The 26,155-nt window shown below is 72.9% G+C and carries 27 protein-coding genes; 23 read left to right on the top strand and 4 right to left on the bottom strand.

From position 1 onward, the window contains the following. Positions 1-48: 48 nt before the first annotated feature. Positions 49-993 (top strand): glycine betaine ABC transporter substrate-binding protein, encoded by a 945-nt coding sequence (locus KIN34_RS00205; RefSeq protein WP_237689012.1) that lies wholly within the window; start codon positions 49-51, stop codon positions 991-993. Between the two features lie 74 nt (positions 994-1,067). Here the strand turns inward: KIN34_RS00205 and KIN34_RS00200 are convergent, their stop codons facing one another. Both KIN34_RS00200 and KIN34_RS00195 read right to left on the bottom strand, forming a co-directional pair. Continuing rightward, entirely contained in the window at positions 1,068-1,673 is a 606-nt protein-coding gene (locus tag KIN34_RS00200) for a DinB family protein (protein ID WP_214345722.1), read from the bottom strand. A gap of 68 nt (positions 1,674-1,741) precedes the next feature. Continuing rightward, positions 1,742-2,878, bottom strand: coding sequence for a glycosyltransferase family 4 protein (locus tag KIN34_RS00195; protein WP_214345721.1), 1,137 nt, complete (start codon positions 2,876-2,878; stop codon positions 1,742-1,744). A 209-nt stretch (positions 2,879-3,087) separates the two neighbouring features. Here KIN34_RS00195 and KIN34_RS16975 point away from each other — a divergent pair, with 209 nt between their 5' ends. The 18 genes from KIN34_RS16975 to KIN34_RS00105 all read left to right on the top strand — a co-directional run bounded on the left by KIN34_RS16975 (position 3,088) and on the right by KIN34_RS00105 (position 18,124). Then, positions 3,088-3,561, top strand: coding sequence for a TfoX/Sxy family protein (locus KIN34_RS16975; protein WP_307858010.1), 474 nt, complete (start codon positions 3,088-3,090; stop codon positions 3,559-3,561). Positions 3,562-3,674: 113 nt separating this feature from the next. Next, on the top strand, positions 3,675-3,890 hold the full coding sequence (gene rpmE, locus KIN34_RS00185; protein WP_214345720.1) for a 50S ribosomal protein L31: 216 nt from the start codon (positions 3,675-3,677) through the stop codon (positions 3,888-3,890). A gap of 135 nt (positions 3,891-4,025) precedes the next feature. Beyond that, the gene (gene prfA, locus KIN34_RS00180) at positions 4,026-5,111 is read left to right on the top strand and encodes a peptide chain release factor 1 (RefSeq protein ID WP_214345719.1); all 1,086 of its coding nucleotides are present in this window, start codon (positions 4,026-4,028) and stop codon (positions 5,109-5,111) included. Then, the gene (prmC, locus tag KIN34_RS00175; RefSeq protein WP_307858009.1) at positions 5,108-6,028 is read left to right on the top strand and encodes a peptide chain release factor N(5)-glutamine methyltransferase; all 921 of its coding nucleotides are present in this window, start codon (positions 5,108-5,110) and stop codon (positions 6,026-6,028) included. The genes prfA and prmC overlap by 4 nt, the downstream gene beginning before the upstream one ends. Beyond that, positions 6,025-6,783, top strand: coding sequence for an L-threonylcarbamoyladenylate synthase (locus tag KIN34_RS00170; protein WP_214345718.1), 759 nt, complete (start codon positions 6,025-6,027; stop codon positions 6,781-6,783). The genes prmC and KIN34_RS00170 overlap by 4 nt, the downstream gene beginning before the upstream one ends. Next, positions 6,780-7,883, top strand: coding sequence for an MraY family glycosyltransferase (locus KIN34_RS00165; RefSeq protein WP_214345717.1), 1,104 nt, complete (start codon positions 6,780-6,782; stop codon positions 7,881-7,883). The genes KIN34_RS00170 and KIN34_RS00165 overlap by 4 nt, the downstream gene beginning before the upstream one ends. Next, a complete protein-coding gene (locus KIN34_RS00160; protein WP_307858008.1) occupies positions 7,880-8,422 on the top strand; it encodes a Cg1360 family ATP-synthase-associated protein in 543 nt (180 codons plus the stop codon). Before KIN34_RS00165 ends, KIN34_RS00160 begins: the two co-directional genes overlap by 4 nt. Positions 8,423-8,576: 154 nt before the next feature. Next, a complete protein-coding gene (gene atpB / locus KIN34_RS00155) occupies positions 8,577-9,380 on the top strand; it encodes a F0F1 ATP synthase subunit A (RefSeq protein ID WP_307858007.1) in 804 nt (267 codons plus the stop codon). 110 nt (positions 9,381-9,490) lie between these two features. Then, positions 9,491-9,736: an ATP synthase F0 subunit C gene (gene atpE / locus KIN34_RS00150; RefSeq protein WP_307858006.1), complete on the top strand. Its 246-nt coding sequence runs from the start codon at positions 9,491-9,493 to the stop codon at positions 9,734-9,736. Further along, on the top strand, positions 9,733-10,323 hold the full coding sequence (locus KIN34_RS00145; protein ID WP_214345715.1) for a F0F1 ATP synthase subunit B: 591 nt from the start codon (positions 9,733-9,735) through the stop codon (positions 10,321-10,323). Before atpE ends, KIN34_RS00145 begins: the two co-directional genes overlap by 4 nt. Next, positions 10,323-11,135: a F0F1 ATP synthase subunit delta gene (locus KIN34_RS00140; protein ID WP_214345714.1), complete on the top strand. Its 813-nt coding sequence runs from the start codon at positions 10,323-10,325 to the stop codon at positions 11,133-11,135. Before KIN34_RS00145 ends, KIN34_RS00140 begins: the two co-directional genes overlap by 1 nt. A gap of 57 nt (positions 11,136-11,192) precedes the next feature. Next, the gene (gene atpA, locus KIN34_RS00135) at positions 11,193-12,821 is read left to right on the top strand and encodes a F0F1 ATP synthase subunit alpha (RefSeq protein ID WP_214345713.1); all 1,629 of its coding nucleotides are present in this window, start codon (positions 11,193-11,195) and stop codon (positions 12,819-12,821) included. 2 nt (positions 12,822-12,823) lie between these two features. Continuing rightward, positions 12,824-13,723: a F0F1 ATP synthase subunit gamma gene (locus KIN34_RS00130; protein ID WP_214345712.1), complete on the top strand. Its 900-nt coding sequence runs from the start codon at positions 12,824-12,826 to the stop codon at positions 13,721-13,723. Between the two features lie 87 nt (positions 13,724-13,810). Then, positions 13,811-15,292, top strand: a complete 1,482-nt coding sequence (atpD, locus tag KIN34_RS00125) for a F0F1 ATP synthase subunit beta (RefSeq protein WP_214345711.1) — start codon at positions 13,811-13,813, stop codon at positions 15,290-15,292. Then, positions 15,292-15,573 carry a F0F1 ATP synthase subunit epsilon gene (locus KIN34_RS00120; protein WP_214345710.1) on the top strand — a complete coding sequence of 94 codons (282 nt, stop codon included), beginning with the start codon at positions 15,292-15,294 and terminating at the stop codon, positions 15,571-15,573. The genes atpD and KIN34_RS00120 overlap by 1 nt, the downstream gene beginning before the upstream one ends. Before the next feature lie 13 nt (positions 15,574-15,586). Further along, positions 15,587-16,009, top strand: a complete 423-nt coding sequence (locus KIN34_RS00115; RefSeq protein WP_214345709.1) for a DUF2550 domain-containing protein — start codon at positions 15,587-15,589, stop codon at positions 16,007-16,009. Between the two features lie 59 nt (positions 16,010-16,068). Beyond that, entirely contained in the window at positions 16,069-16,764 is a 696-nt protein-coding gene (gene nucS / locus KIN34_RS00110; protein ID WP_214345708.1) for an endonuclease NucS, read from the top strand. A gap of 142 nt (positions 16,765-16,906) precedes the next feature. Then, a complete protein-coding gene (locus tag KIN34_RS00105; protein ID WP_214351550.1) occupies positions 16,907-18,124 on the top strand; it encodes an N-acetylglucosamine-6-phosphate deacetylase in 1,218 nt (405 codons plus the stop codon). A 70-nt stretch (positions 18,125-18,194) separates the two neighbouring features. Here the strand turns inward: KIN34_RS00105 and tatA are convergent, their stop codons facing one another. Further along, complete coding sequence (tatA, locus tag KIN34_RS00100) at positions 18,195-18,446, bottom strand: Sec-independent protein translocase subunit TatA (protein ID WP_214345707.1); 252 nt, start codon at positions 18,444-18,446, stop codon at positions 18,195-18,197. A gap of 175 nt (positions 18,447-18,621) precedes the next feature. On the opposite strand from tatA, the gene KIN34_RS00095 reads away from it, so the two are divergent. After that, positions 18,622-19,002 (top strand): VOC family protein, encoded by a 381-nt coding sequence (locus tag KIN34_RS00095; RefSeq protein WP_214345706.1) that lies wholly within the window; start codon positions 18,622-18,624, stop codon positions 19,000-19,002. 4 nt (positions 19,003-19,006) lie between these two features. On the opposite strand, the gene KIN34_RS00090 is transcribed toward KIN34_RS00095, so the two are convergent. Then, the gene (locus KIN34_RS00090; protein WP_372449545.1) at positions 19,007-21,871 is read right to left on the bottom strand and encodes a glycoside hydrolase family 3 C-terminal domain-containing protein; all 2,865 of its coding nucleotides are present in this window, start codon (positions 21,869-21,871) and stop codon (positions 19,007-19,009) included. Between the two features lie 562 nt (positions 21,872-22,433). Between KIN34_RS00090 and KIN34_RS00085 the strand changes: the two genes are divergently transcribed. The 3 genes from KIN34_RS00085 to KIN34_RS00075 all read left to right on the top strand — a co-directional run bounded on the left by KIN34_RS00085 (position 22,434) and on the right by KIN34_RS00075 (position 26,148). Next, entirely contained in the window at positions 22,434-24,101 is a 1,668-nt protein-coding gene (locus KIN34_RS00085) for a type 2 periplasmic-binding domain-containing protein (RefSeq protein WP_214345705.1), read from the top strand. A 188-nt stretch (positions 24,102-24,289) separates the two neighbouring features. Then, positions 24,290-25,156, top strand: coding sequence for an ABC transporter permease (locus tag KIN34_RS00080; protein WP_237689103.1), 867 nt, complete (start codon positions 24,290-24,292; stop codon positions 25,154-25,156). Beyond that, positions 25,153-26,148: a carbohydrate ABC transporter permease gene (locus KIN34_RS00075; RefSeq protein ID WP_214345703.1), complete on the top strand. Its 996-nt coding sequence runs from the start codon at positions 25,153-25,155 to the stop codon at positions 26,146-26,148. The genes KIN34_RS00080 and KIN34_RS00075 overlap by 4 nt, the downstream gene beginning before the upstream one ends. Positions 26,149-26,155 lie beyond the last annotated feature (7 nt).

Below are 26,155 nucleotides of genomic sequence, written 5' to 3'. Positions count from 1 at the left end.
CCCCACCAGGTCTCCGGCATCCGGGCCGGGACCGCACGGAAGGACATGATGCGACTTCGCACTCGCAAGCGTCAGATCGCGGCCGGGGTGGCCGCACTCGGGCTCACGCTCGGGCTCACCGCGTGCGCCGGTGACGGCGACCCGTCGTCGGACGGCGGCACGCAGGCCGCGGGCGACCGGCTCGAGAACGGGGACCTGAGCACGGTCTCGATCGGCATCCACTCCGGGTGGGACGAGGGCATCGCCGTGTCCCACCTGTTCAAGGTGATGCTGGAGGACGAGGGGTACGACGTCGAGACCGGCGAGGCCGAGGCGGGCCTGGTGTACGCCGGGCTCGCGGGCGGCGACTACGACGTGAACTTCGACATGTGGCTGCCCTCGACCCACGCGGACTACCTCGAGAAGTACGGCGACGACCTCGAGCAGCTCGGTGTCTGGTACGACGACGCCAAGCTGACGATCGCGGTGAACGAGGACGCCCCGATCACGTCGCTCGACGAGCTCGCCGCGCACGCGGACGCGTTCGGCGACCGGATCGTCGGGATCGAGTCCGGTGCCGGCCTGACCCGGATCACGCAGGACGAGGCCATCCCGGCGTACGGGCTCGAGGACATGGACTTCGTCATCTCCTCGACGCCCGCGATGCTGGCGGAGCTCAAGGGCGCCACGGACGCCGGCGAGGACGTCGTCGTGACGCTCTGGCGCCCGCACTGGGCCTACGACGAGTACCCGATCCGCGACCTGGAGGACCCGGAGGGTGCCATGGGCACCGCCGAGGAGATCCACACCGTCGGCCGGACCGACTTCACCGCGGACTACCCGACGCTCGCGTCGTGGATCGACGCCTTCACCCTCACCGACGAGCAGCTGTTCTCGCTCGAGAACCTCATGTTCAACGAGGACGAGGGCGCCGACCCCGACGCGTCGGCCCGCGCGTGGCTCGAGGACAACGCGACGTTCGTCGACGACCTCCAGGCTGCCGCCTCGGCGTGACCCGTCCGACGACCCCGGTGCCCGCTCGCGCGGGTGCCGGGGTCTCGTCGTCGCCGGCCGGTCACGTCCGCCGGTCAGGTCCCCGGCGGGAACGACTCCGCGACGCCCCGCAGCCGCGTCACGTAGTCCGCCCAGTCCTGCGCCGACTGGTCCGGCAGGTTGGAGACGTCGGCGCGCAACCCGGCGGCGCCGTCGGTGAGCTCGCGCAGGATGTCCGCGTGCCCGGCGTGCCGCGACAGGTCGTACGTCGTGTGCACGACCACCTGGCGCAGGGTGACGGTCGCCCGCTCCTCGGGCCACCACGGCACGCGGCCGCGCGTGTCCAGCGGGGCGGTGGCGATCAGCTCGTCGGCGAACGCCCAGACGCTCCGGTACAGCGCGACGATCCCGGCCGTCGTCTCCTCGGTCGTCGCCCACATGTCGGTGTTGGGCGGCGCGGACTCGTCGGTCCACGGCATCGGCGGGCCCGGCCACGGGCGGCCGAACGTCACGCCGAAGTAGTCGGCCTCGACCCCCGCGGCGTGCTTCACGAGCCCGAGCAGGTTGGTCCCGGTCGGGGTGTGCGGCCAGCGCGCCTGCCGCTCGTCGAGCCCCTCCAGCTTCCAGACGAGGGTGTCGCGCGCGGCCTGCAGGTAGCGGCGCAGGACCGCTCGCTCGTCGAGGACCTCGTCGTCCGTCATGCCGACCTCCTGGGGCGTCCGGTGGGTGCCCCCAGTGTGCGCGGTGGCACCGACACGTCCGCCCGGCGTCAGGCCTCCGGGTAGCCGAGGTAACCGCGGCAGGTGCGGGCGACCGCGTCCCACTGCCAGTCCGCGCGCGCCCGCTCGCGCCCCGCCTCGCCCATGCGGCGCGCGGTCTCCCGGTCGGTCAGCAGCTCGACCAGGCGCGCGGCGACGTCCGCGGGCGACCGCGGGTCCACCAGGTACCCCGTCACCCCGTCGACCACCGCGTCCGGTGCGCCGCCCGAGCGCCCGACGACCACCGGCTTGCCGCACGACGCGGCCTCCAGGTACACGATCCCGAGACCCTCCGGCTCGAGCCCCAGCAGCCGGGTGCGCGACGGCATCGCGAACACGTCGGCGGCGTCGAAGTACGGCGGGATCTCGGCCCAGGGCACGGGCCCGGTGAACGTGACGGACGCGCCGAGCCCGAGCTTCGCCACCTGCTGGTCCAGCCGCTCGCGGTACGGCCCGTCCCCGACGACGAGCAGGCGCGCGTCCGGCACGGCGCGCAGCACCGCGGGCCACGCGGCGATGAGCGTGTCCTGCCCCTTGCGCGGGACCAGGCGCGCGGCGCACACGACGAGCGGCGCGTCCCCGATGCCGCGCTCGGCGCGCACGCGGCCGCCGCCGCAGCCGGGCGTGAACCGCTCCGAGTCGACGCCGGGCGCCAGGCGCTGCTGGTGCGCGCGCCCGCGCGGCGACAGCGCACGCGCGATCTGGTCCCGGCACCAGCCGGAGATGTACGTGAGGGCGTCGACCGAGTCGCCGATCCGCCGCAGCGCCTGCCGCGTCCCGGGCACGCGCGCCCACCACACCTCGTGGCCGTGCGTGATGGCCACGACCCTGCGCGCACCGGCCTCCCGCAGCGCGGGCGCCAGGAGACCGAGCGGCGCCGACGCCCCGAACAGCACGCGGTCGCACCCGTGCTCGTGGAGGGCCGCGACGACCGCCCGCCGCACGCGCGGCGTGGGCAGCAGCGTCGACGCGCGGTCCCGGAGCACCGGGTAGGGCAGCGCGGCGTCGTACGCGGCGTCGCCCGGCATGCTCGCGGTGTACACGACGACCTCGTCGGGCGGGAACCGGTCGCACAGCGCGGCGACGAAGGCCTCGATGCCGCCCTGTCGCGTCGGGAAGTCGTTGGTGACGACGAGCGTGCGGGGCACGGCAGCTCCAGGGCAGGGGACGAGAGGGCTCCCCATGCTAGGCGGCGTGCCGGGCGCCTGGTCTCGTAGCGGTCTCGTAGCGGTCTCGTCGCGGGCCCGTCGCCGGCTCGTCGCCGGCATGTCGCGCTGTCGGGGTCTGAGGCTACGGTCGTGCGCGGGTGGTCGGGCCCCGTCGGGGCGGCCCGCGCCCGCGGCGGCTGGGGGTACCCGTGGTCGAGGGGAGAGCGGTGGTCGAGAAGAAGGCGGTGGTCGAGAAGAGGGCCGTGGTCGACGAGGCGACGGTGGCGCGCGTCCGGGAGGCGGTCCGCGCGGTCGTGGCGGAGCCGGACTCGACGAGCAGCACGACGAGCAGCACGACGACCAGCAGCACGACGACCAGCACGACGAGGGCTGCGCCGGTGACCGCCCGGCTCGCGGAGCGCCGCATGTTCGGCGGGGTGGCTTTCCTGCTCGACGGGTCGATGGCGGTGGCGGTGAGCGGCCGCAGCGGCGGGCTGATGGTGCGCGTCCCACCCGACGAGCGCGCGACGCTGCTCGCCCGGGACGGCGTGCAGCCGGTGGTGATGCGCGGCTCCGCCATGCGCGGCTGGGTGCTGGCCGACCTCGCGGGCCTGGACGACGCCGCGCTGCTGGCGTGGGTGCGGCGCGGGTGCGCGGTCGCCGCCGCGCTCGCGCCGCGGTAGCCCCGGGAAGATTCGGCCGCGCGGGGGTGTTCTGGCACAATGGTTCGCTGGTCTGCGGTTCACCCGCGCGCATCCGCGTCGGGACCCGGAGACATCCCACCAAGGAGAGTTCCGTGAAGTCTGACATCCACCCGGAGTACGTGGTCACCGAGGTCACGTGCACCTGCGGCAACACCTTCGTGACGCGCTCGACCGTGACGGACGGCAAGATCCACGCCGACGTCTGCAGCGCGTGCCACCCGTTCTACACGGGCAAGCAGAAGATCCTCGACACCGGTGGTCGCGTGGCCCGCTTCGAGGCGCGCTACGGCAAGAAGGCCGGCAACTAGCACCTCCGCAGCGCCGGTGCCCGGCGCGGACGACTGCCCTCCATGGCAGTGTCCGCGAGGGCACCGGCGCTGCGTCGTTCCCGCGTTCTCCGGTCCGTCGGTGCGCGGGTCACCCAGCACCACCAGGGAGCCGACGTGAGCGAGCAGTTCGCCGCCGCCGAGCCGCTGCTCGCCGAGCACGCGCAGATCGAGGCGCAGCTCGCCGACCCGTCGGTGCACGCCGACCCGGCGCGGGCGCGCCAGCTGGGGCGCCGGTACGCGGAGCTGGGGCGCGTCGCGCAGGCGTACCGCGCCTGGCGGGCCGCGTCCGACGACGCCGCGGCCGCCGCCGAGCTCGCGACCCAGGACGAGGCGTTCGCGGCCGAGCTGCCGGGCCTCCGGGCGGCCGCCGAGGACGCGGCGGGCCGACTCCGCTCGGTCCTCATCCCGCGGGACCCGGACGACGCGCGCGACGTGATCCTCGAGGTCAAGGCCGGGGAGGGCGGGGAGGAGTCCGCGCTGTTCGCCGGCGACCTGCTGCGGATGTACACGCGGTACGCCGAGCGCATGGGCTGGTCCACGCAGGTGCTGGAGTCGACGCCGTCGGACCTCGGCGGGTACAAGGACGTGCAGCTCGCGGTGAAGTCGCGCGGCACGGTCGCGCCGGAGGACGGCGTGTGGGCGCACCTCAAGTACGAGGGCGGCGTGCACCGCGTGCAGCGCGTCCCGGTCACCGAGTCCGCGGGCCGCATCCACACGTCGGCGGCGGGCGTCCTCGTCTTCCCCGAGGCGGACGACGAGGGCGAGGTCGAGATCGACCCGAACGACCTGCGGATCGACGTCTACCGCTCGTCGGGTCCCGGCGGGCAGTCCGTCAACACGACGGACTCCGCGGTCCGCATCACCCACGTCCCCACGGGCATCGTGGTCTCGATGCAGAACGAGAAGTCGCAGCTGCAGAACCGCGAGCAGGCGATGCGCGTCCTGCGCGCGCGGCTGCTCGCCGCGCGCCAGGAGGAGGCCGCGGCGGCCGCGAGCGCGGCTCGGCGCAGCCAGGTCCGCACGGTCGACCGCTCGGAGCGCATCCGCACCTACAACTTCCCGGAGAACCGCATCGCGGACCACCGCACCGGCTACAAGGCCTACAACCTCGACGCCGTGCTCGCGGGCGACCTGGGGCCGGTCGTCACCTCGGCGATCGAGGCAGACGAGGCCGCCCGGCTGGCCGAGGCGGGCGCGTGACCTCCGCGGACGAGCGGGTCCCGGGCGTCCGGGCGCTCGTCGAGGGCGCCGTGCGGGTGCTCGACCAGGCCGGCGTGCCCTCCCCCCGGGTGGACGCCGTGGCGCTCGCGGCGTACGCCCTCGGGCTGCCGCGCCTCGAGCTCGTCCTCGCGCCGGACCCGGCGCCCGCGGGGTTCGTCGAGGAGTTCGCCGAGCTGGTGGAGCGGCGCCGGGGGCGTGAGCCGCTGCAGCACATCGTCGGCCACACCGTGTTCCGGTACCTGACGCTGCGCGTCGAGCCCGGCGTGTTCGTGCCGCGGCCGGAGACCGAGGTGGTCGCGCAGGCGGCGATCGACGAGGCGCGGCGCGTCGCCGCGACCGGGCGCAGCCCGCTCGTCGTCGACCTGTGCTGCGGGACCGGCGCGATCGCGCTCGCGGTCGACACCGAGGTGGCCGAGGCCCGGGTGGTCGCCGTGGACCTGTCGCCCGAGGCCGTCGGGCTCACGCGGCACAACAGCGGCGCCGTCGGCACGCTGCGCCTGCGCGTCGAGCAGGGGGACGTGCGCGACCCGGCGCTGCTCGCCGAGCTCGTCGGACAGGTGGACGTGCTGGTCTCCAACCCGCCGTACGTGCCGCCGGACGCGGTGCCGCGCGAGCCCGAGGTCCGCGACCACGACCCCGACCTGGCGTTGTACGGCGGCGGCGCGGACGGGCTCGACGTGCCGCGCGCGGTGCTCGCGGCGGCGGCGCGGCTGCTGGCCCCGGGCGGTCTCGTCGTGATGGAGCACGCGGAGGTGCAGGACGCCGCGGTCCGCGAGGTGGCGACCTCCTCAGGGGCGTTCGCGCAGGTCGCGACGCTGCCGGACCTCACCGGACGCCCTCGCATGCTCGTGGCGCGTCGGAACGCACGGCGCGACGTGGAAGACTCCCAGCCGTGAACGCGCGCACCAAGCCCGCCCACGACCCGGCGACCTGGGGACCGGCGCTGGACGAGGCGGTCGACGTGGTCGCCAACGGCGGCCTCGTGGTCCTCCCCACCGACACCGTCTACGGCATCGGGGCCGACGCCTTCTCGCCCGTCGCGGTGCAGGAGCTGCTCGACGCGAAGGGCCGCGGCCGGCAGATGCCGCCGCCCGTGCTGATCGCGGACGTCCGCACGCTCGACGGCCTGGCGACCGACGTGCCGCCGCACGCGCGGCTGCTCGCCGAGGCGTTCTGGCCCGGCGGCCTGACGCTCATCGTGCGGGCGCAGCCGTCGCTCGCCTGGGACCTGGGGGAGACCCACGGGACCGTCGCGCTGCGGGTACCGGACCACGCGACGGCCCGGGCCCTGCTCAAGCGCACCGGCCCGATGGCCGTCTCGAGCGCCAACCGGACCGGGCAGCCCGCCGCCGTGACCGCGGCGGACGCCTACCGCATGCTCGGCGACCGCGTGCGCGTCTACCTCGACGCGGGGGACGCGCCCGGGCAGGTCGCCTCGACCATCGTCGACGCGACCGGCCCGCTGCGCGTGGTCCGGGAGGGGGCGATCTCGCTCGAGGAGCTCAACGCGGTCGCGCCCGTCCGCGGCGTCGACGGCGCGTTCCCGGCCGACGACGCCGGCACGGGTGCGGGCACCGGCGACGAGCCGGCCGGTGCGGACGCGGACGACGAGCACACCCACGACGACGCGCCGGGGGGTCCCACCGGGTGAGGGTCTACCTGCTGGTCGGGGTGCTCGCCGCGGCCGTCGCCTACCTGATGACGCCGCTGGCGCGCTGGTGCGCCCTGCGGTGGGGGGCGATCACGGCGGTGCGCGACCGTGACGTGCACGCGATCCCGACGCCGCGGCTCGGGGGCATGGCGATGTTCCTCGGGATCCTGGTCGCGATCACGATGGCGAGCCGGCTGCCGTTCCTCGAGGGTGTGTACGACAACCCGAAGGCGCTCGTCGGGATCGTCGGCGGTGCGGGCATGGTCTGCCTGCTCGGCGTCGCGGACGACATCTGGGACCTCGACTGGCTGACCAAGCTGATGGGGCAGGTCCTCGCCGCGGGCTTCCTCGCGTGGCAGGGCGTGCAGCTCTACCAGCTGCCGATCGGCGGCGTGACCGTGAGCTCGACCCGGATGTGGACGTTCCTGACGATCCTCACGGTCGTGATCGCGATGAACGCGGTGAACTTCGTCGACGGGCTGGACGGGCTCGCGGCGGGCGTGCTCGCCATCGGGGGAGCGGCGTTCTTCCTCTACTCGTACCTGCTCACGCGCGCGACGTCGGGCGACTACGCGAGCCTCTCGACGCTCGTCGTGGCCGCGCTGGTCGGCGCCTGCGTCGGCTTCCTGCCGCACAACTTCTACCCGGCGCGGATCTTCATGGGTGACTCGGGCGCGATGCTGCTGGGCTTCGTCCTGTCCGCCGCGGCGATCGTGGTCACGGGCCAGATCGACCCCGAGCAGGTCTCCGTGCGCCAGTCCTTCCCGGCCTTCCTGCCGATGCTCCTGCCGTTCGCGGTGCTGATCCTGCCCCTGCTCGACATGGGGCTGGCGATCGTGCGCCGCGTGCTGCAGGGGAAGTCCCCGTTCCACCCCGACCGCATGCACCTGCACCACCGGCTGCTCGCGCTCGGCCACAGCCACCGCCGCGCGGTCGCCATCATGTACGTCTGGACCGCGCTGTTCGCGTTCGGCGTCGGGGCGCTGGTGGTGTTCTCCTCGACGACGGTGCTCTGGCTGTTCGCCGGCGGGATCGTCGTCGCGGTGCTGCTGACCCTGGGCCCCCTGCGCGGCCGTTCCGCCCGACCGACCACGACGTGAGTGAGCAGATGACCGACGAGACGCCGAAGCCGGACCCCGCGACCCAGCCCGGGGAGCCCAGCGGGCCGCAGGACGCGACGGCCCCCGCGCCGCGCCACGACACGACCTCCGAGCAGGTCTTCCGCACCGCGCTGCGCTCGATGCTCCTGCTGCTGGGCGCGCTGACGGTGGTCGGGGTCCCGGTCGGGTACCTGGTCGACGGGACGGAGGGCGTGTGGGGCGCGCTCATCGGGATCGGCCTGGCGCTCGTCTTCTCCGGGACCACCGTGGTCGCGATGCTGCGCACGGTGCGGTCCACGCCGCAGGTCATGGCCGCCGTCGTGATGGGGACGTGGCTCGCCAAGGTGCTGGTCGTGATCGTCGTCCTGGCCGTCATCAAGGACCTGGACTTCTACTCCAAGCCGGTGCTCGCCGCGGTGCTGCTGGTGGGCGTCCTCGGGTCCGCCTACCTCGACTACCGCGCGGTCACCCGCGCCCACGTGCCGTACGTCGAGCCGGCCGCCGCGGACCCCTCGGACGACCGTCCAGGAACCCTGTAGCACACACGGATCCCGGCCGCCGGAGCCGGGTCAAGGCACCCTCTGCGATGGGTTAGGCTTCCTCCATCCATGACGGCCAGGCGCCGACGGTGTGCCCGCGAGGAAGCCCGGCACCCGGCGCCACGACCACCAGGAGCACGCTCTGTCCAGCCTCGTGACCGTCCAGCTGCTCGCGTCCGACGAGGGTGGCAGCGGCTTCCACGCGCCGTCGATCGCGGACTTCTTCCCGCCGCCGGTGCTCTTCGAGGGCACGATCTTCGAGTTCAACCGCATCCAGCTGATCCGCATCATCGCGGCGGTGGCGATCGTGCTCGTCTTCGTGATCGCGGCACGTCGCGCCAAGCTGGTCCCGGGCCGGTTCCAGAACGTCGTCGAGATGGGTCTGGACTTCGTCCGGGTCCAGGTGGCCGAGCAGATCCTCGGCAAGGAGCGGGCGCGTGAGCACACCGCGCTGCTGACGACGATGTTCTTCGCCATCCTGGCGTTCAACCTCACGAGCGTCGTGCCCGGTCTGAACATGGCCGGCACGGCACTGATCGGGCTGCCGATCCTGCTGGCCGCGTGGGCCTACGTGCGGTACCTGTCCGCGGGCGTGCGGGCGCACGGCGTCGGCGGCTTCCTCAAGGCGAGCCTGTTCCCCCCGGGCGTGCCGTGGTTCATGTACGTCCTGCTGACGCCGATCGAGTTCCTCACCGTGTTCGTGATCCGGCCCGCCACCCTGGCGATCCGACTCATGGCGAACATGGTGGCCGGCCACCTCATGCTGGTGCTCTGCTTCTCGGCGACCCAGTACTTCCTCTTCGACGCCGACGGGCTCATGAAGTCGTTCGGCGCCCTGACCTTCGTGGCCGGCTTCGCGATGACGCTCTTCGAGATGTTCGTCGGAGCGCTGCAGGCCTACATCTTCGTCGTCCTCACGGCTGTCTACATCAGCCTGTCGGTCGAGGAAGAGCACTGACCAGCCAGACCCCCCTGCACCACCTCGTCAACCCCGGGGCCCGCGCGGTCCCACCCACGAACGAGTAGCCGGCCGACCGGTCGGGTACCCAACGGAAGGAACGAGCAACCGTGGCTCTTGCGGAGACCATCCTTGCGGCCGAGAACGCGATCTCGGGCAACATCGCGACCGTCGGCTACGGCCTCGCGGTCATCGGCCCCGGTATCGGCCTGGGCATCCTGATCGGCAAGACGATCGAGGGCATCGCGCGTCAGCCCGAGGTCGCCGGCCAGCTGCGCACGACGATGTTCATCGGTATCGGCTTCGTCGAGGTCCTGGGCCTCCTCGGCCTCATCACCGGGTTCCTCTTCCCGTGAGCGCCGCCGCGATCACCGCGGCTGCCCTGACGGCCGCGGAGCACTCGGAGGACGTCGAGGGCATCAAGCTCCTGCTGCCTGCCTCGTACGACATCTTCTGGTCCGCCGTCGTCCTGCTGCTCATCGCGATCCCGTTCTTCAGGTTCGCCCTGCCCAAGCTGCAGGCCGTGCTCGACGAGCGGACCGAGAGGATCGAGGGCGGGCTCGCGAAGGCGGAGCAGGCGCAGGCCGAGGCCGCAGCCGCTCTGGACGAGTACCACCAGCAGCTCGCCGAGGCCCGGACCGAGGCCGCGCGGATCCGCGAGGACGCGCGTGCCGAGGGCGGGCAGATCGTCGCCGACCTGCGCTCGAAGGCGCAGGAGGAGGCGGGCCGGATCACCGAGACCGCCCACCGGCAGATCGAGGCGGAGCGTCAGCAGGCCGCCGTGCAGCTGCGCACCGACGTCGGCTCGCTCGCCACGGAGCTCGCGTCCAAGATCGTCGGCGAGTCGCTCGAGGACGAGGCCCGGCGCTCGCGCGTCGTCGACCGGTTCCTCGACGAGCTCGAGGCGACGTCGCCGGCCGGTACCGCAGGTAAGGGGAGCTGATGCGCGGGACGTCTCGCGCCTCGCTGGTGGCGGTCGAGGAGCGGTTCGAGCCGGTCCTCGCCGCTGCCGGGTCGCAGGCGTCGGTGCTGGGCGAGCAGCTGTTCGCCCTCGTCGACGCGCTCGACCGCTCCGGCTCCCTGCGCCGCGTCCTGGGCGACCCGTCGATCGAGGGCGACGCCAAGGCCGGTCTGGTCGGCCGGCTGCTTCCGACGGCGGACCCGCGGGTCACGGCCGTCGCGCAGGACCTGGTCCGGCAGCGGTGGTCCGCCGACGGCGACCTGGCCGAGGCCGCCGAGCGGCTCGGCTTCCACGCCGTGCTGGCGCGGGCCGAGAACGAGGGCGACCTCGCGCGGGTGGAGGAGGAGATCTTCCGCCTGTCGCGCGCGCTCGTCGGGCAGCGTGAGGTGCGCCAGACGCTGTTCGACCCGGCGATCCCGGGCGAGGCCCGTGCGGAGCTGGTCGACAAGATCCTCGCGGGTCGTGCGACCGAGGTCGCCTCGATCGTCGCCCGGCGTGCCGCCGCCGCCCCCCGCGGCCGGCGCTACGTCGCGACGCTCGGACACATCGCCGACCTGATCGCCGAGCGCCGTGACCGGCAGGTCGCGACGGTCACGACGGCGACGCCGCTGAGCGAGGCCCAGCGCGCGCGGCTCACCGAGATCCTCGGTCAGGCGTACGCGCGCGACATCCAGCTCAACGTGATCCTCGACCCCGACGTGATCGGCGGCCTGCGGATCCAGGTCGGGCCGCAGGTGGTCGACTCCACCGTGCTGTCCCGCCTCGCCGACGCCCGACGACGACTCGCCGGCTGAGCCGGCACCCCAGAACGCGAGCCCGCTGCTGCGGGCCCATGACAGGAGAGCAGAGCAATGGCTGAGCTGACGATCCGGCCGGAGGAGATCCGCGCCGCGCTGGACAGCTTCGTGAAGACCTACGAGCCCACGGGCGCGGTCGCCGAAGAGGTCGGGCGCGTCACCCTGGCGGGCGACGGCATCGCGCAGGTCGAGGGCCTGCCCGGCGCGATGGCGAACGAGCTGCTGCGCTTCGAGGACGGCACGCTCGGCCTCGCGCTGAACCTCGACGTCCGCGAGATCGGCGTCGTCGTGCTGGGTGAGTTCTCCGGCATCGAGGAGGGCCAGGAGGTCCGCCGCACGGGTGAGGTCCTCTCCGTGCCGGTCGGCGACGGCTACCTGGGTCGCGTCGTCGACCCGCTGGGCCAGCCGATCGACGGCCTCGGCGAGGTCGCGACCGAGGGCCGCCGCGCGCTCGAGCTCCAGGCGCCCGGCGTCATGGCGCGCAAGAGCGTGCACGAGCCGCTGCAGACCGGCATCAAGGCCATCGACTCGATGATCCCGATCGGGCGCGGCCAGCGTCAGCTCATCATCGGCGACCGCCAGACCGGCAAGACGGCGATCGCGATCGACACGATCATCAACCAGAAGGCGAACTGGGAGACCGGCGACCCGACGAAGCAGGTCCGCTGTATCTACGTCGCGATCGGCCAGAAGGGCTCGACGATCGCCTCGGTGCGCGCCGCGCTCGAGGAGGCCGGTGCGCTCGAGTACACGACCATCGTCGCCGCCCCGGCGTCCGACCCGGCCGGGTTCAAGTACCTCGCCCCCTACACCGGCTCGGCCATCGGCCAGCACTGGATGTACGGCGGCAAGCACGTCCTGATCGTGTTCGACGACCTGTCGAAGCAGGCTGAGGCGTACCGCGCCGTGTCGCTGCTGCTGCGCCGCCCGCCGGGCCGCGAGGCGTACCCCGGTGACGTCTTCTACCTGCACTCCCGTCTGCTCGAGCGTTGCGCCAAGCTCTCCGACGAGCTGGGTGCCGGCTCGATGACGGGCCTGCCCCTCATCGAGACCAAGGCGAACGACGTGTCGGCGTACATCCCGACCAACGTCATCTCGATCACCGACGGCCAGATCTTCCTGCAGTCGGACCTGTTCAACGCGGACCAGCGGCCCGCCGTCGACGTCGGCATCTCGGTGTCCCGCGTCGGTGGTGCGGCGCAGGTCAAGGCCATGAAGCAGGTCTCCGGCACGCTGAAGCTCGACCTGGCGCAGTTCCGCTCGCTCGAGGCGTTCGCGATGTTCGCGTCCGACCTCGACGCGACGTCGCGCGCCCAGCTGGCGCGCGGGTCGCGCCTCACCGAGCTGCTCAAGCAGGCGCAGTACACGCCGTACCCGGTCGAGGACCAGGTGGCGTCGATCTGGACCGGCACCAAGGGCCACCTGGACGACGTGCCGATCGAGGACGTCAAGCGCTTCGAGTCCGAGCTGCTCGACCACCTCCGCCGCAAGACGGACGTGCTGTCGACCATCGCCGAGACGGGCAAGCTCGACGACGCGACCCAGGAGTCGCTGGCCGCGGCGGTCGAGGAGTTCCGCAACGGGTTCCTCACGTTCGACGGCTCGCCGCTCGTCGGCGGGTCGGACGACGAGGCCGAGGTCGAGGTCGAGCAGGAGCAGATCGTCCGGCAGAAGAAGGCCTGAGCATGGCCGGTTCGCAGCGCGTCTACAAGCAGCGCATCAAGTCCACCCAGTCGCTCAAGAAGATGTTCCGGGCGCAGGAGCTCATCGCTGCCTCCCGCATCGGCAAGGCGCGCGACCGGGTGGCGATGGCCTCGCCGTACTCGCGGGCGATCACCCGTGCCGTCTCGGCCGTGGCGACGCACTCGAACGTGTCGCACCCGTTCCTGGTGGAGCGGACCGACACCCGACGGGTCGCCGTGCTGGTCGTCGCGTCGGACCGCGGCATGGCGGGCGCCTACTCGGCGAGCGTCATCCGGGAGACCGAGCGCCTCGTCGCGCAGCTGGCGGACGAGGGCAAGGAGGTCGAGCTCCTCGTCTCCGGCCGTCGCGCCGTCGGGTACTACACGTTCCGGCAGCGCGAGCTGGGCGGTCAGTGGACGGGGCACTCGGACGCGCCGACCACCGAGGTCGCGATCGAGATCGCGGACCTGCTGCTCGAGAAGTTCCGGGCGCCGGCGGACGAGGGCGGCATCGCCGAGGTGCATGTCGTCTTCACGCAGTTCGTCAACATGGTCACGCAGCGTCCCCGGGTGATCCGGCTGCTCCCGCTCGAGGTCGTCGAGGGCGTGGCGCCGGCCGGCGAGTCCGGGCCGCTGCCGCTGTACGACTTCGAGCCCAGCCCGGAGGTGGTGCTCGACGCGCTGCTCCCGCGCTACGTGCGGGCGCGGATCTACGCGTGCCTCCTGCAGGCGGCCGCGTCGGAGCTGGCTGCTCGCCAGCGCGCGATGCACACCGCGACCGACAACGCGGAGGACCTCATCCGCATGTACACCCGGCTCGCCAACCAGGCCCGCCAGGGCGAGATCACGCAGGAGATCAGCGAGATCGTCTCGGGTGCGGACGCGCTCGCGTCGGCCTCCTGACCGTCACCCGAACCTCCTGACACAGCTTCCACGAGAACCGCAGACCACGCCGGGGTCGACGCCCCGGGACGAGAAAGCAGGCCAGACATGACCGCCACCACCGTCGACGAGACGGCCGCCGCCGCCGGCACGCCCGGCGTGGGACGGGTCGCCCGCGTCATCGGTCCGATCGTGGACATCGAGTTCCCGGCGGACCAGATCCCCATGCTCTACAACGCCCTCACGGTCGAGATCGACCTGTCGAGCCAGGGCGAGGGCGAGGGTCGGTTCACGATGACGCTCGAGGTCGCGCAGCACCTCGGCGACTCGCTCGTGCGCGCCATCGCGCTGAAGCCGACCGACGGCCTGGTCCGCGGCGCGCAGGTGACCGACACCGGCGCCCCGATCTCGGTCCCGGTCGGGGACGTCACCAAGGGCAAGGTCTTCAACGTCATCGGCGAGGTGCTCAACGCCGAGCCCGGCGAGACCATCGAGATCACCGAGCGCTGGCCCATCCACCGCAAGCCCCCGGCCTTCGACCAGCTCGAGTCGAAGACCCAGATGTTCGAGACCGGCATCAAGGTCATCGACCTGCTCACCCCGTACGTGCAGGGTGGGAAGATCGGCCTCTTCGGTGGTGCGGGCGTCGGCAAGACGGTCCTCATCCAGGAGATGATCCAGCGCGTCGCGCAGGACCACGGCGGTGTCTCGGTGTTCGCCGGTGTCGGCGAGCGCACGCGTGAGGGCAACGACCTCATCGTCGAGATGGAGGAGGCCGGCGTCTTCGACAAGACGGCGCTCGTCTTCGGCCAGATGGACGAGCCGCCGGGCACGCGTCTGCGCGTGGCCCTGTCGGCGCTGACGATGGCGGAGTACTTCCGCGACGTGCAGAACCAGGACGTGCTGCTGTTCATCGACAACATCTTCCGGTTCACGCAGGCCGGCTCCGAGGTGTCGACGCTGCTCGGCCGCATGCCGTCCGCGGTGGGCTACCAGCCGAACCTGGCCGACGAGATGGGCCTCCTGCAGGAGCGCATCACCTCGACGCGCGGTCACTCGATCACCTCGCTGCAGGCCATCTACGTCCCCGCCGACGACTACACCGACCCCGCGCCGGCGACGACGTTCGCGCACCTCGACGCGACCACCGAGCTCAGCCGTGAGATCGCCTCGCGCGGTCTGTACCCCGCGGTGGACCCGCTGGCGTCGACGAGCCGCATCCTCGACCCCCGCTACGTGGGCCAGGAGCACTACGACGTCGCGACGCAGGTCAAGTCGATCCTGCAGCGCAACAAGGAGCTCCAGGACATCATCGCGATCCTCGGCGTCGACGAGCTGTCGGAGGAGGACAAGACCGTCGTCGCGCGGGCTCGTCGCATCCAGCAGTTCCTCTCGCAGAACACCTACATGGCCGAGAAGTTCACCGGCGTCGTGGGCTCGACGGTCCCGGTCGCCGAGACGGTCGAGGCGTTCAAGAAGATCGCGGCGGGCGAGTTCGACCACATCGCCGAGCAGGCCTTCTTCAACATCGGTGGTCTCGAGGACCTCGAGAAGAACTGGGCGCGCATCCAGAAGGAGTACGGCGTCTGATGGCCGACTCCCTCGAGGTCGACCTCGTCGCCGCGGACGGCAAGGTCTGGTCGGGCAGCGCCCGCCAGGTCTCGGCGCCCGCGGCCGACGGGGAGATCGGCATCCTGCTCGGGCACACGCCGATCCTGTCGGTGCTGCGCGCGGGCGAGGTCCGCGTGCGCACGGCCGACGGGCAGGCGCTGAGCTGGCAGGTCGACGGCGGGTTCCTCTCGGTGGACGACGACCGCGTCACCGTGGTCGTCGACGCCCTGAGCGACTCGGCGCCCGCGCCGACGCACTGAGGTCACTGCGCACGTGCCCGGTCCCGTCGTCGTCGCCCTCGTCACGCTCGTCGTGGTGGTGCTGGTCGCCGGCGGCGCGTGGTGGTCCCGGCGCCAGACGCTCGACCGCCGTGTGGGCTCGTTCCGGTGCGACCTGGGCCGGGGCCGGCGGTGGTCGAGCGGTGTCGCCCAGTACGGCGCCGCGCACCTGTACTGGTGGCGGTTCTGGTCGCTGGCCCCGCGGCCCGCGCGGCGCTGGGACCGAGACGGACTGACGGTCGTCGAGCGCCGTGCCGCCGAGCCGCGGGACGGCGCGGGCGAGGGCTACGTCGTCCGGTGCCGCGCGCGGGCGGACGGCCGCCCGACCGAGGTGGAGCTGTTCATGTCGCCCGAGGCGTACGCGGGCCTCACCTCCTGGATCGAGGCGACGCCGTTGCGCGTCGGCCCCGTCATCTGACGCGCCGTGCCCGTCGCCCGCCTCTGACCGCTCCTGACCGTCCCGACCGGAGGATCGTCGTGCGCCTCGTCGTCGCGTCCTGCGCCGCCCGCTACACCGGGCGGCTGTCGGCGCACCTGCCGCGCGCGACGCGCCTGCTCGTCGTGAAGGCCGACGGCAGCGTCCTGCTGCACTCCGACGGCGGCTCGTACAAGCCGCTGAACTGGATGAGCCCGCCCTGCACCCTCGTGGTGGGCGAGCCGGACGACGAGTCCCGCGCGGCCGGCGTGACAGCGGTGTGGACCGTCCAGCACCAGAAGTCCGACGACCGCCTCGAGATCGAGCTGTTCGAGGTCCTGCACGACTCCGCGCACGACCTGGGCGTCGACCCCGGTCTCGTGAAGGACGGGGTCGAGGCGCATCTGCAGGCCCTCCTGGCGGCGCAGATCGGCCTCCTGGGCTCGGGACACGTGCTGGTGCGGCGGGAGTACCCGACCGCGATCGGGCCGGTCGACATCCTCGCCAAGGACCCGACGGGCGGCTCGGTGGCCGTGGAGATCAAGCGCCGCGGTGACATCGACGGCGTCGAGCAGCTCACGCGGTATCTCGAGCTGCTGAACCGCGACCCGCTGCTCGCGCCGGTGCGGGGCGTGTTCGCCGCGCAGGAGATCAAGCCGCAGGCGCGCGTGCTGGCGACCGACCGCGGGATCGCGTGCCTGACGCTCGACTACGACGCGATGCGGGGCGTGGACGACGTGGACTCCCGGTTGTTCTGACCGGCGGCACGCACGCGGGGTGACGACGCGCGGTGACGCCCGCGACGCGCGGTACCCGTCGACCGACACGGCCGCACCGGGACGGACGTCTGCCCCACGCGGGACCCGGACCGGGGAGGATGGCCCGGTGACCTCAGAGCAGATGTTCCTGCGCGGACGCGTCGTGACCCCGGACCACGACGTGGACGACGGCGTGGTGGTGGTCGAGGACGGCGAGATCGCCTGGGTGGGACCGGCCGCCGACGTGCCGCCCCCGTGGACAGCGCTCGTCCCGCCGCGCGACCCGTCGCGCGCAGGGGAGACGGTCCTGCCCGGGCTCGTGGACGTGCACTGCCACGGCGGCGGCGGCGTCAGCTTCCCGGACGCGACGACCGTCGACGAGGTCGAGCGTGCGGCGAGCGAGCACCTGCGGCACGGCACGACGACGCTCGTCGCGTCGCTCGTCACGGCGCCGGGCGACGTGCTCGTGGAGCGCACCGCGCTGCTCGCGGACGCCGCGGACCGCGGGATCGTGGCGGGCATCCACCTGGAGGGACCGTTCCTGTCCCACGTGCGGTGCGGGGCGCAGAACCCCGACGACATGCTCGCCGGCGACGCAGCCCTGGTCGCCCGCGTGGTCGAGGCGGCGCGGGGGTGGCTCGTGACGATGACGGTCGCACCCGAGGTGACGGGCGTCGCCGGCGGGGACGACGACGTGCTCGCGGCGCTCGTCGCGGGCGGGGCGGTGCCGTCGCTCGGGCACACCGACGCCCGCGCGGACCTGGTCGAGGCGGCGGCGGACCGCGCCTTCGACCTGCTCGCCCAGGCGCCGGCCGCCCGGTCGGCGCGCCCGACCGCGACCCACCTGTTCAACGGGATGCGGCCCGTGCACCACCGGGACCCGGGGCCGGTGATGGCGTGCCTGGCGGCAGCGGCGCGGGGCGAGCTCGTCGTGGAGCTGGTGGCGGACGGCACGCACCTGGACGACGCGACCGTGCGCGCGGTCCTGGACCTGGTGGGTGCCGACGCGGTGGCGTTCGTGACCGACGCCATGGCGGCGGCGGGGATGGCGGACGGCGACTACCAGCTCGGCCCCATGGCGGTGCGCGTCGCCGACGGCGTGGCGCGCATCGTGACGGCCGACGGGTCCGCGGGCGCGATCGCCGGAGGCGTGGCGCACCTGCTCGACGTCGTGCGGCACACCGTGGCCGCGGGCGTCCCGCTGGTCGACGCGGTGCGGGCCGCAGCGACGACCCCTGCGTCCGTGGTGGGGCGCAGCGACGTGGGCGCGCTCGTCGTGGGACGACGAGCGGACGTCGTGGTGACCGACGCCGACCTGCGCCCGCTGCGCGTGCTGCGCGGTGGTGCCGTCGTCGCCTGACGCGACAGGCGACGAGCCGGCGCGGACGGTGCGGACGGCGCGGCTCGCTTCGCCGGCCCGGCCGGCGTCGTCAGGCGGCGGTCGGCGTGGGCCGCTCGGGCGCGGCGGCGTCCGGAGCCGCGACGAGCGGCGCGACGGGGCTCGGCTGCGCGGCGGCGGGCGCCGGGGCGTCGTCGTCGGTCAGGTCCTTGACCTCGGACTTCAGGATCCGCATGGACTGGCCGACGCCGCGGGCGAGCTCGGGCAGCTTGTTGGCGCCGAACAGCAGGATGAGCACGCCGACCAGGATGATGACGTGCCAGGCGGACAGGTTGCGCAGCATGAGTGCTCCATGGTTCGGGCTTCGTCGTCGAAGCGCTTCAACGGTTGATCGTCGACGATCGGGGGCGGATCGTCAAGCCCCGCAGGCTTGACTGCTGAGCCTCCGGGGCGCTGCAATCGAACCGCCTCGACCCGCGATCCGGTCCGCGACGCAGCGGCCCCCGAAGGAGGATGCCATGGGCGGCACGGTCCCGTACCTCACGGTCGACGACGGGAGGGCGGCGCTCGCGTTCTACGCCGCGGCCTTCGGCGCCACCGTCGGCGAGCGCTACGACGAGGAGGACGGCCGGATCGGGTTCGCGGCCCTCGACATCGAGGGTGCTCCGGTCTTCGTCTCCGACGAGGCGCACGACTACGGCGCCTACGCGCCGCGCACGCTCGACGGGCACGGCACGGCCGCCGTGGTGCTGGCGGTCGCCGACTGCGACGCGACCTACGCCCAGGCGCTCGCCGCCGGAGCGACGCAGGACCGGCCACCCGCCCCGCTGCCGGACGGCGGGCGCGGCGGGTGGCTCGTGGACCCCTTCGGGCACCGCTGGCTCGTCCGCTCGTCCTGAGGCGTCAGCGCAGCTCGACCGTCGCGACGCGCACCGCGCCGACCAGGCGGAGCCGCACGTCCGCGACGTCGGGCAGGTCCCCGGCCGCGAGGTCGAGCGGCACGGTGACGGTCGACCAGGTCCAGCGGTCGCCGTCCTCGGGGACGGCGGCCGCGGCGACCGTCCGCCACGTGCCGCCGTCCTCCGGGACCGCCAGCTCGAGCCACGCGGGGCCGGGACGCGTGCGGGCGAGGACCGCGCGCAGCTCGCGTGCGCCGCGCACGCTCGTCGTCCACAGCTCGACGCACCCTTCCTCCCGCCCGCGGGCGATCTGGACGGCAGTCCCCACGGTGCGGGTCCGCGCCGCGAGCTCGACGTCGGTCAGCACGTCGGCGTCCGCCGCGTGGACCTCGTGCCCCACGAGCGCACGTGGCGGGACCGGCTCGGCGTCGACCTCGACGACAAGCTGGTGCGCGACCGTGCTCGCGCTCGGTCCGACGCCCAGCACGTAGCGGCCGGGCTCCACGACGAGCCGCGACCGGGTGACGTCCCACGTGGCGAGCCGCGCGGCCGGCACCTCGACGGTCACGTCGAGCGTCTCGCCCGCACCGACCTCGACGCGCCGGTGCCCGACGAGGCGGTGCCCGAAGGGCAGGCGGTGCTCGGGTGCGTCGGCGTAGACCTGCACGAGCTCGTGCGCCGCGCGGGAACCGGCGTTGTGGAGCCGCACGACGACGCCGACGCGCGACTGCGGCGTGACCGTGGCCGCATCCGTGGAAGACCCGCCCGGGAGAGCGAGGTGGGCGGTCGCGTACGCGACGTCGCCGTAGGTCAGCCCGTGCCCCAGCGCGTACCGCGGCGCGTGCCGCGCGTACCAGGTGGTGTGGCCCGCGGCGATGACGTCGTAGTCGAACAGGTCGCCCACGTGCTCGACCGCGGCGGGCCAGGCCTGCGCGAGCCGTCCACGCGGCTCCTCGTCGCCGACCAGCACGTCCGTCACGCCGTGCCCGAGCTCCTGGCCGCCGTGCGACGTCCAGACCACGGCGTCGGCGCCGAGGTCGTCGGGCAGCACGTACGGGTACGACGAGACGACGAGCAGGACGCGCCGCGCGGACCCGGCCCCCTCGCCCGCCACCCGCCAGAGGTCGAGCATCGACTCGGGGAGCGTGAGCGTCGGCCGGTCCGCCGTCTCCCGCCCGCCGAGGTGCGGGTCGTTGCCGACCGCCACCACGACGACGTCGGCGTCGCGGCACGCGTCGCGCACGGCGTCGGCGCCGGTGCGCACGACCTCGGCCGTGAAGCGGTCGGCGGCCTCGGGCGTCTCGGCGTCGGCGACCAGGGTGCCGGCCTCGTCGTGCTGCACGCGCAGCCACTTGCCCGACCCGGCGTGCTGCAGGGACCACGTGCCGTCGTCGTGCGGCGTGCGGCGGAACGTCTCCTGCGCGACCCAGCCGCCCACGCGCGTCGCGTCCGCGTGCAGCACCCAGCGCGCGCCGGTCCAGAGCAGGCCGGTCCCGGCCACGGCGACGGACCACAGCCCGTCGCCCCAGTGCGTCAGGTCGTGCTGCTCGTCCGGGCCGGTCGCCGTGCCCGGACCGGCGCCGTCGGCGGTGAGGACGTGCGTGGGACCGCCGCAGCGGACGGCGCGGCCCGTGCGGACCGAGCGCAGCACGACGCGGTCGGACCCGTCCGCCACGGTGACGGCCTCGTCGCCGAGGCGCTCGCGCAGCGCGGTGCCGAGGCCCACCAGGTAGGGCGGCGTCCCGGAGTACCAGTCGTGCAGCACGCGGTCGGCGTGCGGCCCGACGACCGCGACGCGCGCGCCCTCGCGCACGGGCAGCGTGCCGTCGTTCTCGAGCACGACGACCGAGCGGGCGACGGCCTCGCGCGCGAGCGCGCGGTGAGCGGGCAGGTCGATCGCGTCGGGCCCGACGACGAACGGGTCGCGGTCGGGGTCGAGCTCCCCGGTGCGGATCCGGACCTCGAGCTGCCGCTGCACGGCCAGGTCGATGTCGGCCTCGTCGAGCAGGCCGCGCTCGAGCGCCGCCGTGACGCGCTCGATCGTCGGGGCGCTGTCCGCGTCGTTGTCGGTGAACGAGTCGACCCCGGCCCGCAGCATCGCGGCGTGCGACTCGACGTGGTCGTCGTAGAACCGCTGGAGCGTCACGACGAACCCCGGCGCGGCCGCGTCGGAGACGACGAGCAGCGGCTGCGGGGTGACGTCGCGGAGCAGGTCGAGGAGCTCGCCGGACAGGTGGTTGGGGCGGCCGTTCACCAGGTTGTACGCGGCCATGACCGCGCCGGCGGCGCCCGCCTGCAGCGGTCCGACGAAGGCGGGGAGCTCGTACTCGTGCAGCACGCGCGGCCGCAGCTGCGAGCTCGTCACGCCCCGGTCGGTCTCGTTGTTGTAGCCGAAGGCGTGCTTGAGCGTCGGCACCGTGCGCCAGTAGACCGGGTGGTCGCCGCGCAGCCCGCGCGCGTACGCCGTCCCGAGCTCGGCCGTGAGGTACGGGTCCTCGCTGTAGCCCTCCTCGTTGCGGCCCCAGGCGGGGTGGCGCAGGGGGTTGACCACGGGCGCCCACACGTTGAGCGAGACGATCGGATCGGCCGCGTGCTTGGCCCGCAGCTCGATCCCCACCACGTCCGCGACGCGTGTCAGCAGGTCCGGGTCCCACGTCGCCCCGAGCCCGACCGGCTGGGGGAAGACGGTCGCCGTCCCGAGCCACGCGACGCCGTGCAGGACCTCGGCACCGGTGGTGAAGGCGCGCAGGCCGAGGCGCTCGACGGCCGGGGCGCGCTGGTGGAGCATCGCGATCTTCTCCGCCACGGTGAGCCGGGCGACGAGGTCCCGCGCGCGCTCCGCGACCGGACGGTCGGCGTCGAGGTGCACGGGCCGTCCGGCCGGCGCGGGGGACTGCGCCGCCTCGCCGCCCGTCGGCCCTCCTGTCAGTGTGGCGGGGTGCGGGTCGGTGCGGGACGTCACGTGCGGGGCTCCTCGTCGAGTGGGGTCGAGCGGCCGGCACGGCTGGACGACGACGGGGCTCGGCCGCCCCGGGAGCGCGCCGCGGTGCACACTGCGGTGCACGCTGCGGTGCACGCCAGTCGAACCGTTTCGATGACTCAGGTCACATCCCGACGTCGGCGTCGTGCCGGACCAGATCCTCGCACAGCGTCCCGCCGGCCGCGCAACCCCACGACGAACGGGGAGAAGACCGGTGGTTTGACCACGATTCGGTCACGGTCCCGCGTGCCCGGGCGGCGACTGTTGCAATCGGGAGCCGTCCGGGCTAACTTCACCCGTCGAACCGCTTCGACGACGGAGGTCGACGGTTTGCGGCCGCCGGCTCGACCGGGTGGTGACGATCGTCGTCGATCGTGACCCGGCCACAGCAGGTGCCTGCCCTGTGCACCCCGCGCGCAGGGTTCGTCCGCATAAGGGAGTGAGGACGTCCATGAACAGCTCCACCCCTCGCACCGGCCGGCTCAACGAGCTGCAGGTCGGTCGCCGTGGGTTCCTCGGGATGATCGCCGCCGGCGCGGCCGTCGTCGGCGTGCCGTCGCTGCTGTCGGCGTGCAGCGGTGGCGGGGGCGGGGGCGCTGCCGCGCCCACGGCCCAGGCCACCGTGTCCACCGGGATCCTGCCGGGCTACTACCCGATCGAGTACGTCGCACCGGACTTCCCGAGCGTCGAGGGCTCGACGCCGGGGTACGCGACCATCCCCGACTCGCTCGTGCAGTCGGTCGAGACCCCTCCGGGCTCGGGTGCGACGTTCACGGCGATGACCCCCCTGTGGGGCACCATCCCGCCGGTCGACGGCAACCAGTACTACGAGGCGGTGAACGCGGTCCTCGGGTCGACGATCGCGTTCCAGATCTCCGACGGGAACACCTACGGCGACAAGCTCGCGACGGTGCTGGCGTCCGCCAAGGACGTCCCGGACTGGGTCTGCGTGCCGACGTGGAACATCCCGCCGCGGTTCGGCGCCGAGGTCGTGCCCAACCTCTTCCAGGACCTGACCGACTACCTGGCGGGCGACAAGGTCAAGGAGTACCCCAACCTCGCCAACATCCCGACGGCCGCGTGGAAGTTCGGCGTCTTCAACGACCGCCTGTACGCGCTGCCGTTCCCGGGCGAGATCATCACGGACGCCACGTTCTACCGGAAGGACCTCATCGAGAAGATGGGCGTCACGGTCGACGTGAAGACCTCCGAGGACCTGCTCGAGCTCGCGAAGCAGCTCACGGGCGGCAAGGTGTACGGCGCCGAGGACCTGTGGGTCACGGCGACGCAGATGTACCAGGTCCCGCCGAAGTGGAAGCTCGACGGCGACAAGCTGGTCCACCGCGTCGAGACCGAGGAGTACCGCGCGGCGCTCGACTGGAACGCCCGGCTCTTCGCGTCCGGCTCGGTCCACCCGGACGCCGTCGCCGGCAACACGGGCGAGGCCAAGACCCGGTTCCAGGGCGGCCAGAGCCTCATCTCGTCCGACGGCCTCGGCGGCTGGAACGAGGCGCTGCGGGACAACCTCGCAGCCAACCCGGACTACGCGCAGCAGCCGTTCGCGCCGATCTCGGCGACGGGCGGGACGCCCGTGCTGTGGCAGGCCAACCCGGTCAACATCTTCTCGTTCCTCAAGAAGTCGGACGACGAGGCGCGGATCAAGGAGCTGCTCGCTCTCGCGAACGTCCTGGCCGCCCCCTTCGGCACCACCGAGTTCGACGTCATCAACAACGGCGTCGAGGGCGTGCACTACACCAAGGGCGACGACGGCCTCCCGGTGCCCACCGAGCTCGCGGCGACGGAGCTGCAGCCGACGTACATCTTCCTGGTCGACCCGCCGGTCGCGAACGCCAAGGTGCAGTACCCCGGGTTCGTCGAGGCCTACAGCACCTGGATGGCGGACGCCGCGCAGTACGTGGAGGAGCCGCTCTTCTTCGCGATGCAGATCGTCGAGCCGCCGCAGTACGCCTCGATCGGGCAGCCGTTCGTCGACCTGGAGAAGGACATCTCCCGCGGCCGCAAGTCGCTCGACGACCTGGACGCGGCGATCGCGACCTGGCAGTCCTCCGGTGGCGACCAGCTGCGGGCGTTCTACCAGGAGATCCTGGACGCGCAGTGACCGACGTGCGAGTCACCGACGGGGTCGTCTCCCCGGACCCGGTCGCCGGCCCCGCCGGCGAGCCCGGGGAGACGGCCCCGAAGGGCAGGAAGCCACGGCGCCGGGGCGGGCGCCGTGCTCAACCGGCGGTCCCGGTGCGCAAGCTCAGCTGGACGACCAAGCTCAAGCGGGACCGCTCGCTGCTGCTGATGACGGTGCCGGCGGTCGCGCTGCTGGCGGTCTTCGCCTACGTGCCGATGCTCGGCAACATCATCGCGTGGCAGAGCTACTCGCCGTACCAGGGGTTCCTCCACAGCCCGTTCGTCGGCTGGGACAACTTCGAGCGGGTCTTCAACAACCCGGCGTTCCTGCACGCGGTCGAGAACACGCTGACCATCACGGTGTTCCAGCTCGTGTTCTTCTTCCCGGTGCCGATCTTCCTGGCGCTGCTGCTCAACAGCGTGATCTCGCCGCGGATCCGCACCACGATCCAGTCGATCGTCTACCTGCCCCACTTCTTCTCGTGGGTGCTCGTGGTGACGATCTTCCAGCAGATCTTCGGCGGGGCCGGGCTGATCAACCAGACGCTGCGCAGCAACGGCCTGGACGGGAGCGTCGACCTGATGACCAACCCGGACACGTTCCTGGTGCTCATCACGTCGCAGGCGATCTGGAAGGACGCGGGCTGGGGGATCATCATCTTCCTCGCCGCCCTCTCGACGGTCTCGCCCGAGCTCTACGAGGCGTCCGTGGTCGACGGGGCGAACCGGTGGCGGCGCATGTGGCACGTCACGCTGCCCGCGCTGCGGCCGGTGATCGTGCTCCTGCTCATCCTGCGGCTCGGCGACGCGCTGACCGTTGGCTTCGAGCAGCTGATCCTGCAGCGCGACGCGGTCGGTGCGGACGTGTCCGAGGTCATCGACACCTACGTGTACTACCAGGGTGTCATCTACGGGGACTGGAGCTTCGCGGCAGCCGCGGGCCTGGTCAAGGGTGTCGTGAGCCTCGCGCTCGTCCTGGGGGCGAACAAGCTCGCGCACGTGTTCGGTGAGTCGGGGGTGTACAAGCGCGCATGAGCGGGACGACTCCGGAGATCTCCGCCGAAGGGGCGGTCATCCCTCGTGACATCGCGGACGACGCCGCGGGGCGCAGGCCCCGTCGGCCGCGCCGCAACAAGTACCGCCCGGTGTGGGAGGAGAAGCCCTCGGCCGTCGGGCAGGTGACGAAGTTCGTCGTCCTGTCGGTGGTCGTGCTGGCGGTCCTGTTCCCGCTGTGGACGGTCGTCGTCACCAGCCTGTCGACGACGCAGGAGACGATCAGCGCGGGCGGCCTCGTCGTCGTCCCGGGTGACCTGACGTTCAACGCGTACAAGCAGATCCTGTCCGGCGGCGTCGTGACGCGCGCCGCGATCGTCAGCGTCGGCATCACCGCGGTGGGCACGTTCATCTCGGTCGTCGTGTCGGTGCTGGCGGCCTACGGGCTGTCGCGGCCGGGCTCGTTCGGCCACCGCCCGATCCTGTTCGTCTTCCTCATCACGATGTTCTTCGGCGCGGGCATGATCCCGACCTACCTGCTGGTGAGCTCGCTCAACCTGATCGACACCTACTGGGCGCTGATCCTGCCGGGCGCGGTCTCGGCCTTCAACGTCCTGATCCTGCGGAACTTCTTCATGGGCATCGACCAGGCGATCCTCGACGCCGCGCGCATCGACGGCGCGGGGGAGTGGCGGGTCCTGGCCAAGATCGTGCTCCCGATGTCCCGCGCGGTCGTCGCGGTCATCGCGCTGTTCTACGGCGTCGGGTACTGGAACGCGTTCTTCAACGCGATGCTCTACATCAACGACAACGCCAAGTGGCCGCTGCAGCTCGTGCTGCGCTCCTACGTTCTGCAGGGCGTCACGCTGCCCGGCAGCGGGACGGGGCAGGTCGACGTCGGCACCGGCGCGGTCACGGGCATGCCGATCAAGATGGCGGTCATGATCCTCGCGATCGTCCCCATCCTGGTCGTCTACCCCTTCGTCCAGCGGCACTTCACCAAGGGCGTCATCTTCGGCGCCGTCAAGGGCTGAGGCGACG

Origin of the sequence: Cellulomonas fulva, from assembly GCF_018531375.1 — a bacterium.
Classification (GTDB): Bacteria; Actinomycetota; Actinomycetes; order Actinomycetales; family Cellulomonadaceae; genus Cellulomonas; species Cellulomonas fulva.
The sequence above is the reverse complement of the archived record's forward strand: the minus strand, read 5'-3'. Positions and strand labels throughout refer to the sequence as shown.

Excerpts from the sequence above, each read along its gene's own strand:
- KIN34_RS00200 (WP_214345722.1), bottom strand. The coding sequence starts at position 1,673 with ATGACGGACGACGAGGTCCTCGACGAGCGAGCGGTCCTGCGCCGCTAC.
- KIN34_RS00120 (WP_214345710.1), top strand. The coding sequence starts at position 15,292 with ATGGCCGACTCCCTCGAGGTCGACCTCGTCGCCGCGGACGGCAAGGTC.
- KIN34_RS00095 (WP_214345706.1), top strand. The coding sequence starts at position 18,622 with ATGGGCGGCACGGTCCCGTACCTCACGGTCGACGACGGGAGGGCGGCG.
- KIN34_RS00140 (WP_214345714.1), top strand. The coding sequence starts at position 10,323 with ATGCGCGGGACGTCTCGCGCCTCGCTGGTGGCGGTCGAGGAGCGGTTC.
- KIN34_RS00130 (WP_214345712.1), top strand. The coding sequence starts at position 12,824 with ATGGCCGGTTCGCAGCGCGTCTACAAGCAGCGCATCAAGTCCACCCAG.
- KIN34_RS00085 (WP_214345705.1), top strand. The coding sequence starts at position 22,434 with ATGAACAGCTCCACCCCTCGCACCGGCCGGCTCAACGAGCTGCAGGTC.
- tatA (WP_214345707.1), bottom strand. The coding sequence starts at position 18,446 with ATGCTGCGCAACCTGTCCGCCTGGCACGTCATCATCCTGGTCGGCGTG.
- KIN34_RS00075 (WP_214345703.1), top strand. The coding sequence starts at position 25,153 with ATGAGCGGGACGACTCCGGAGATCTCCGCCGAAGGGGCGGTCATCCCT.
- atpA (WP_214345713.1), top strand. The coding sequence starts at position 11,193 with ATGGCTGAGCTGACGATCCGGCCGGAGGAGATCCGCGCCGCGCTGGAC.
- KIN34_RS00205 (WP_237689012.1), top strand. The coding sequence starts at position 49 with ATGCGACTTCGCACTCGCAAGCGTCAGATCGCGGCCGGGGTGGCCGCA.
- KIN34_RS00105 (WP_214351550.1), top strand. The coding sequence starts at position 16,907 with ATGTTCCTGCGCGGACGCGTCGTGACCCCGGACCACGACGTGGACGAC.
- KIN34_RS00080 (WP_237689103.1), top strand. The coding sequence starts at position 24,290 with ATGACGGTGCCGGCGGTCGCGCTGCTGGCGGTCTTCGCCTACGTGCCG.
- atpD (WP_214345711.1), top strand. The coding sequence starts at position 13,811 with ATGACCGCCACCACCGTCGACGAGACGGCCGCCGCCGCCGGCACGCCC.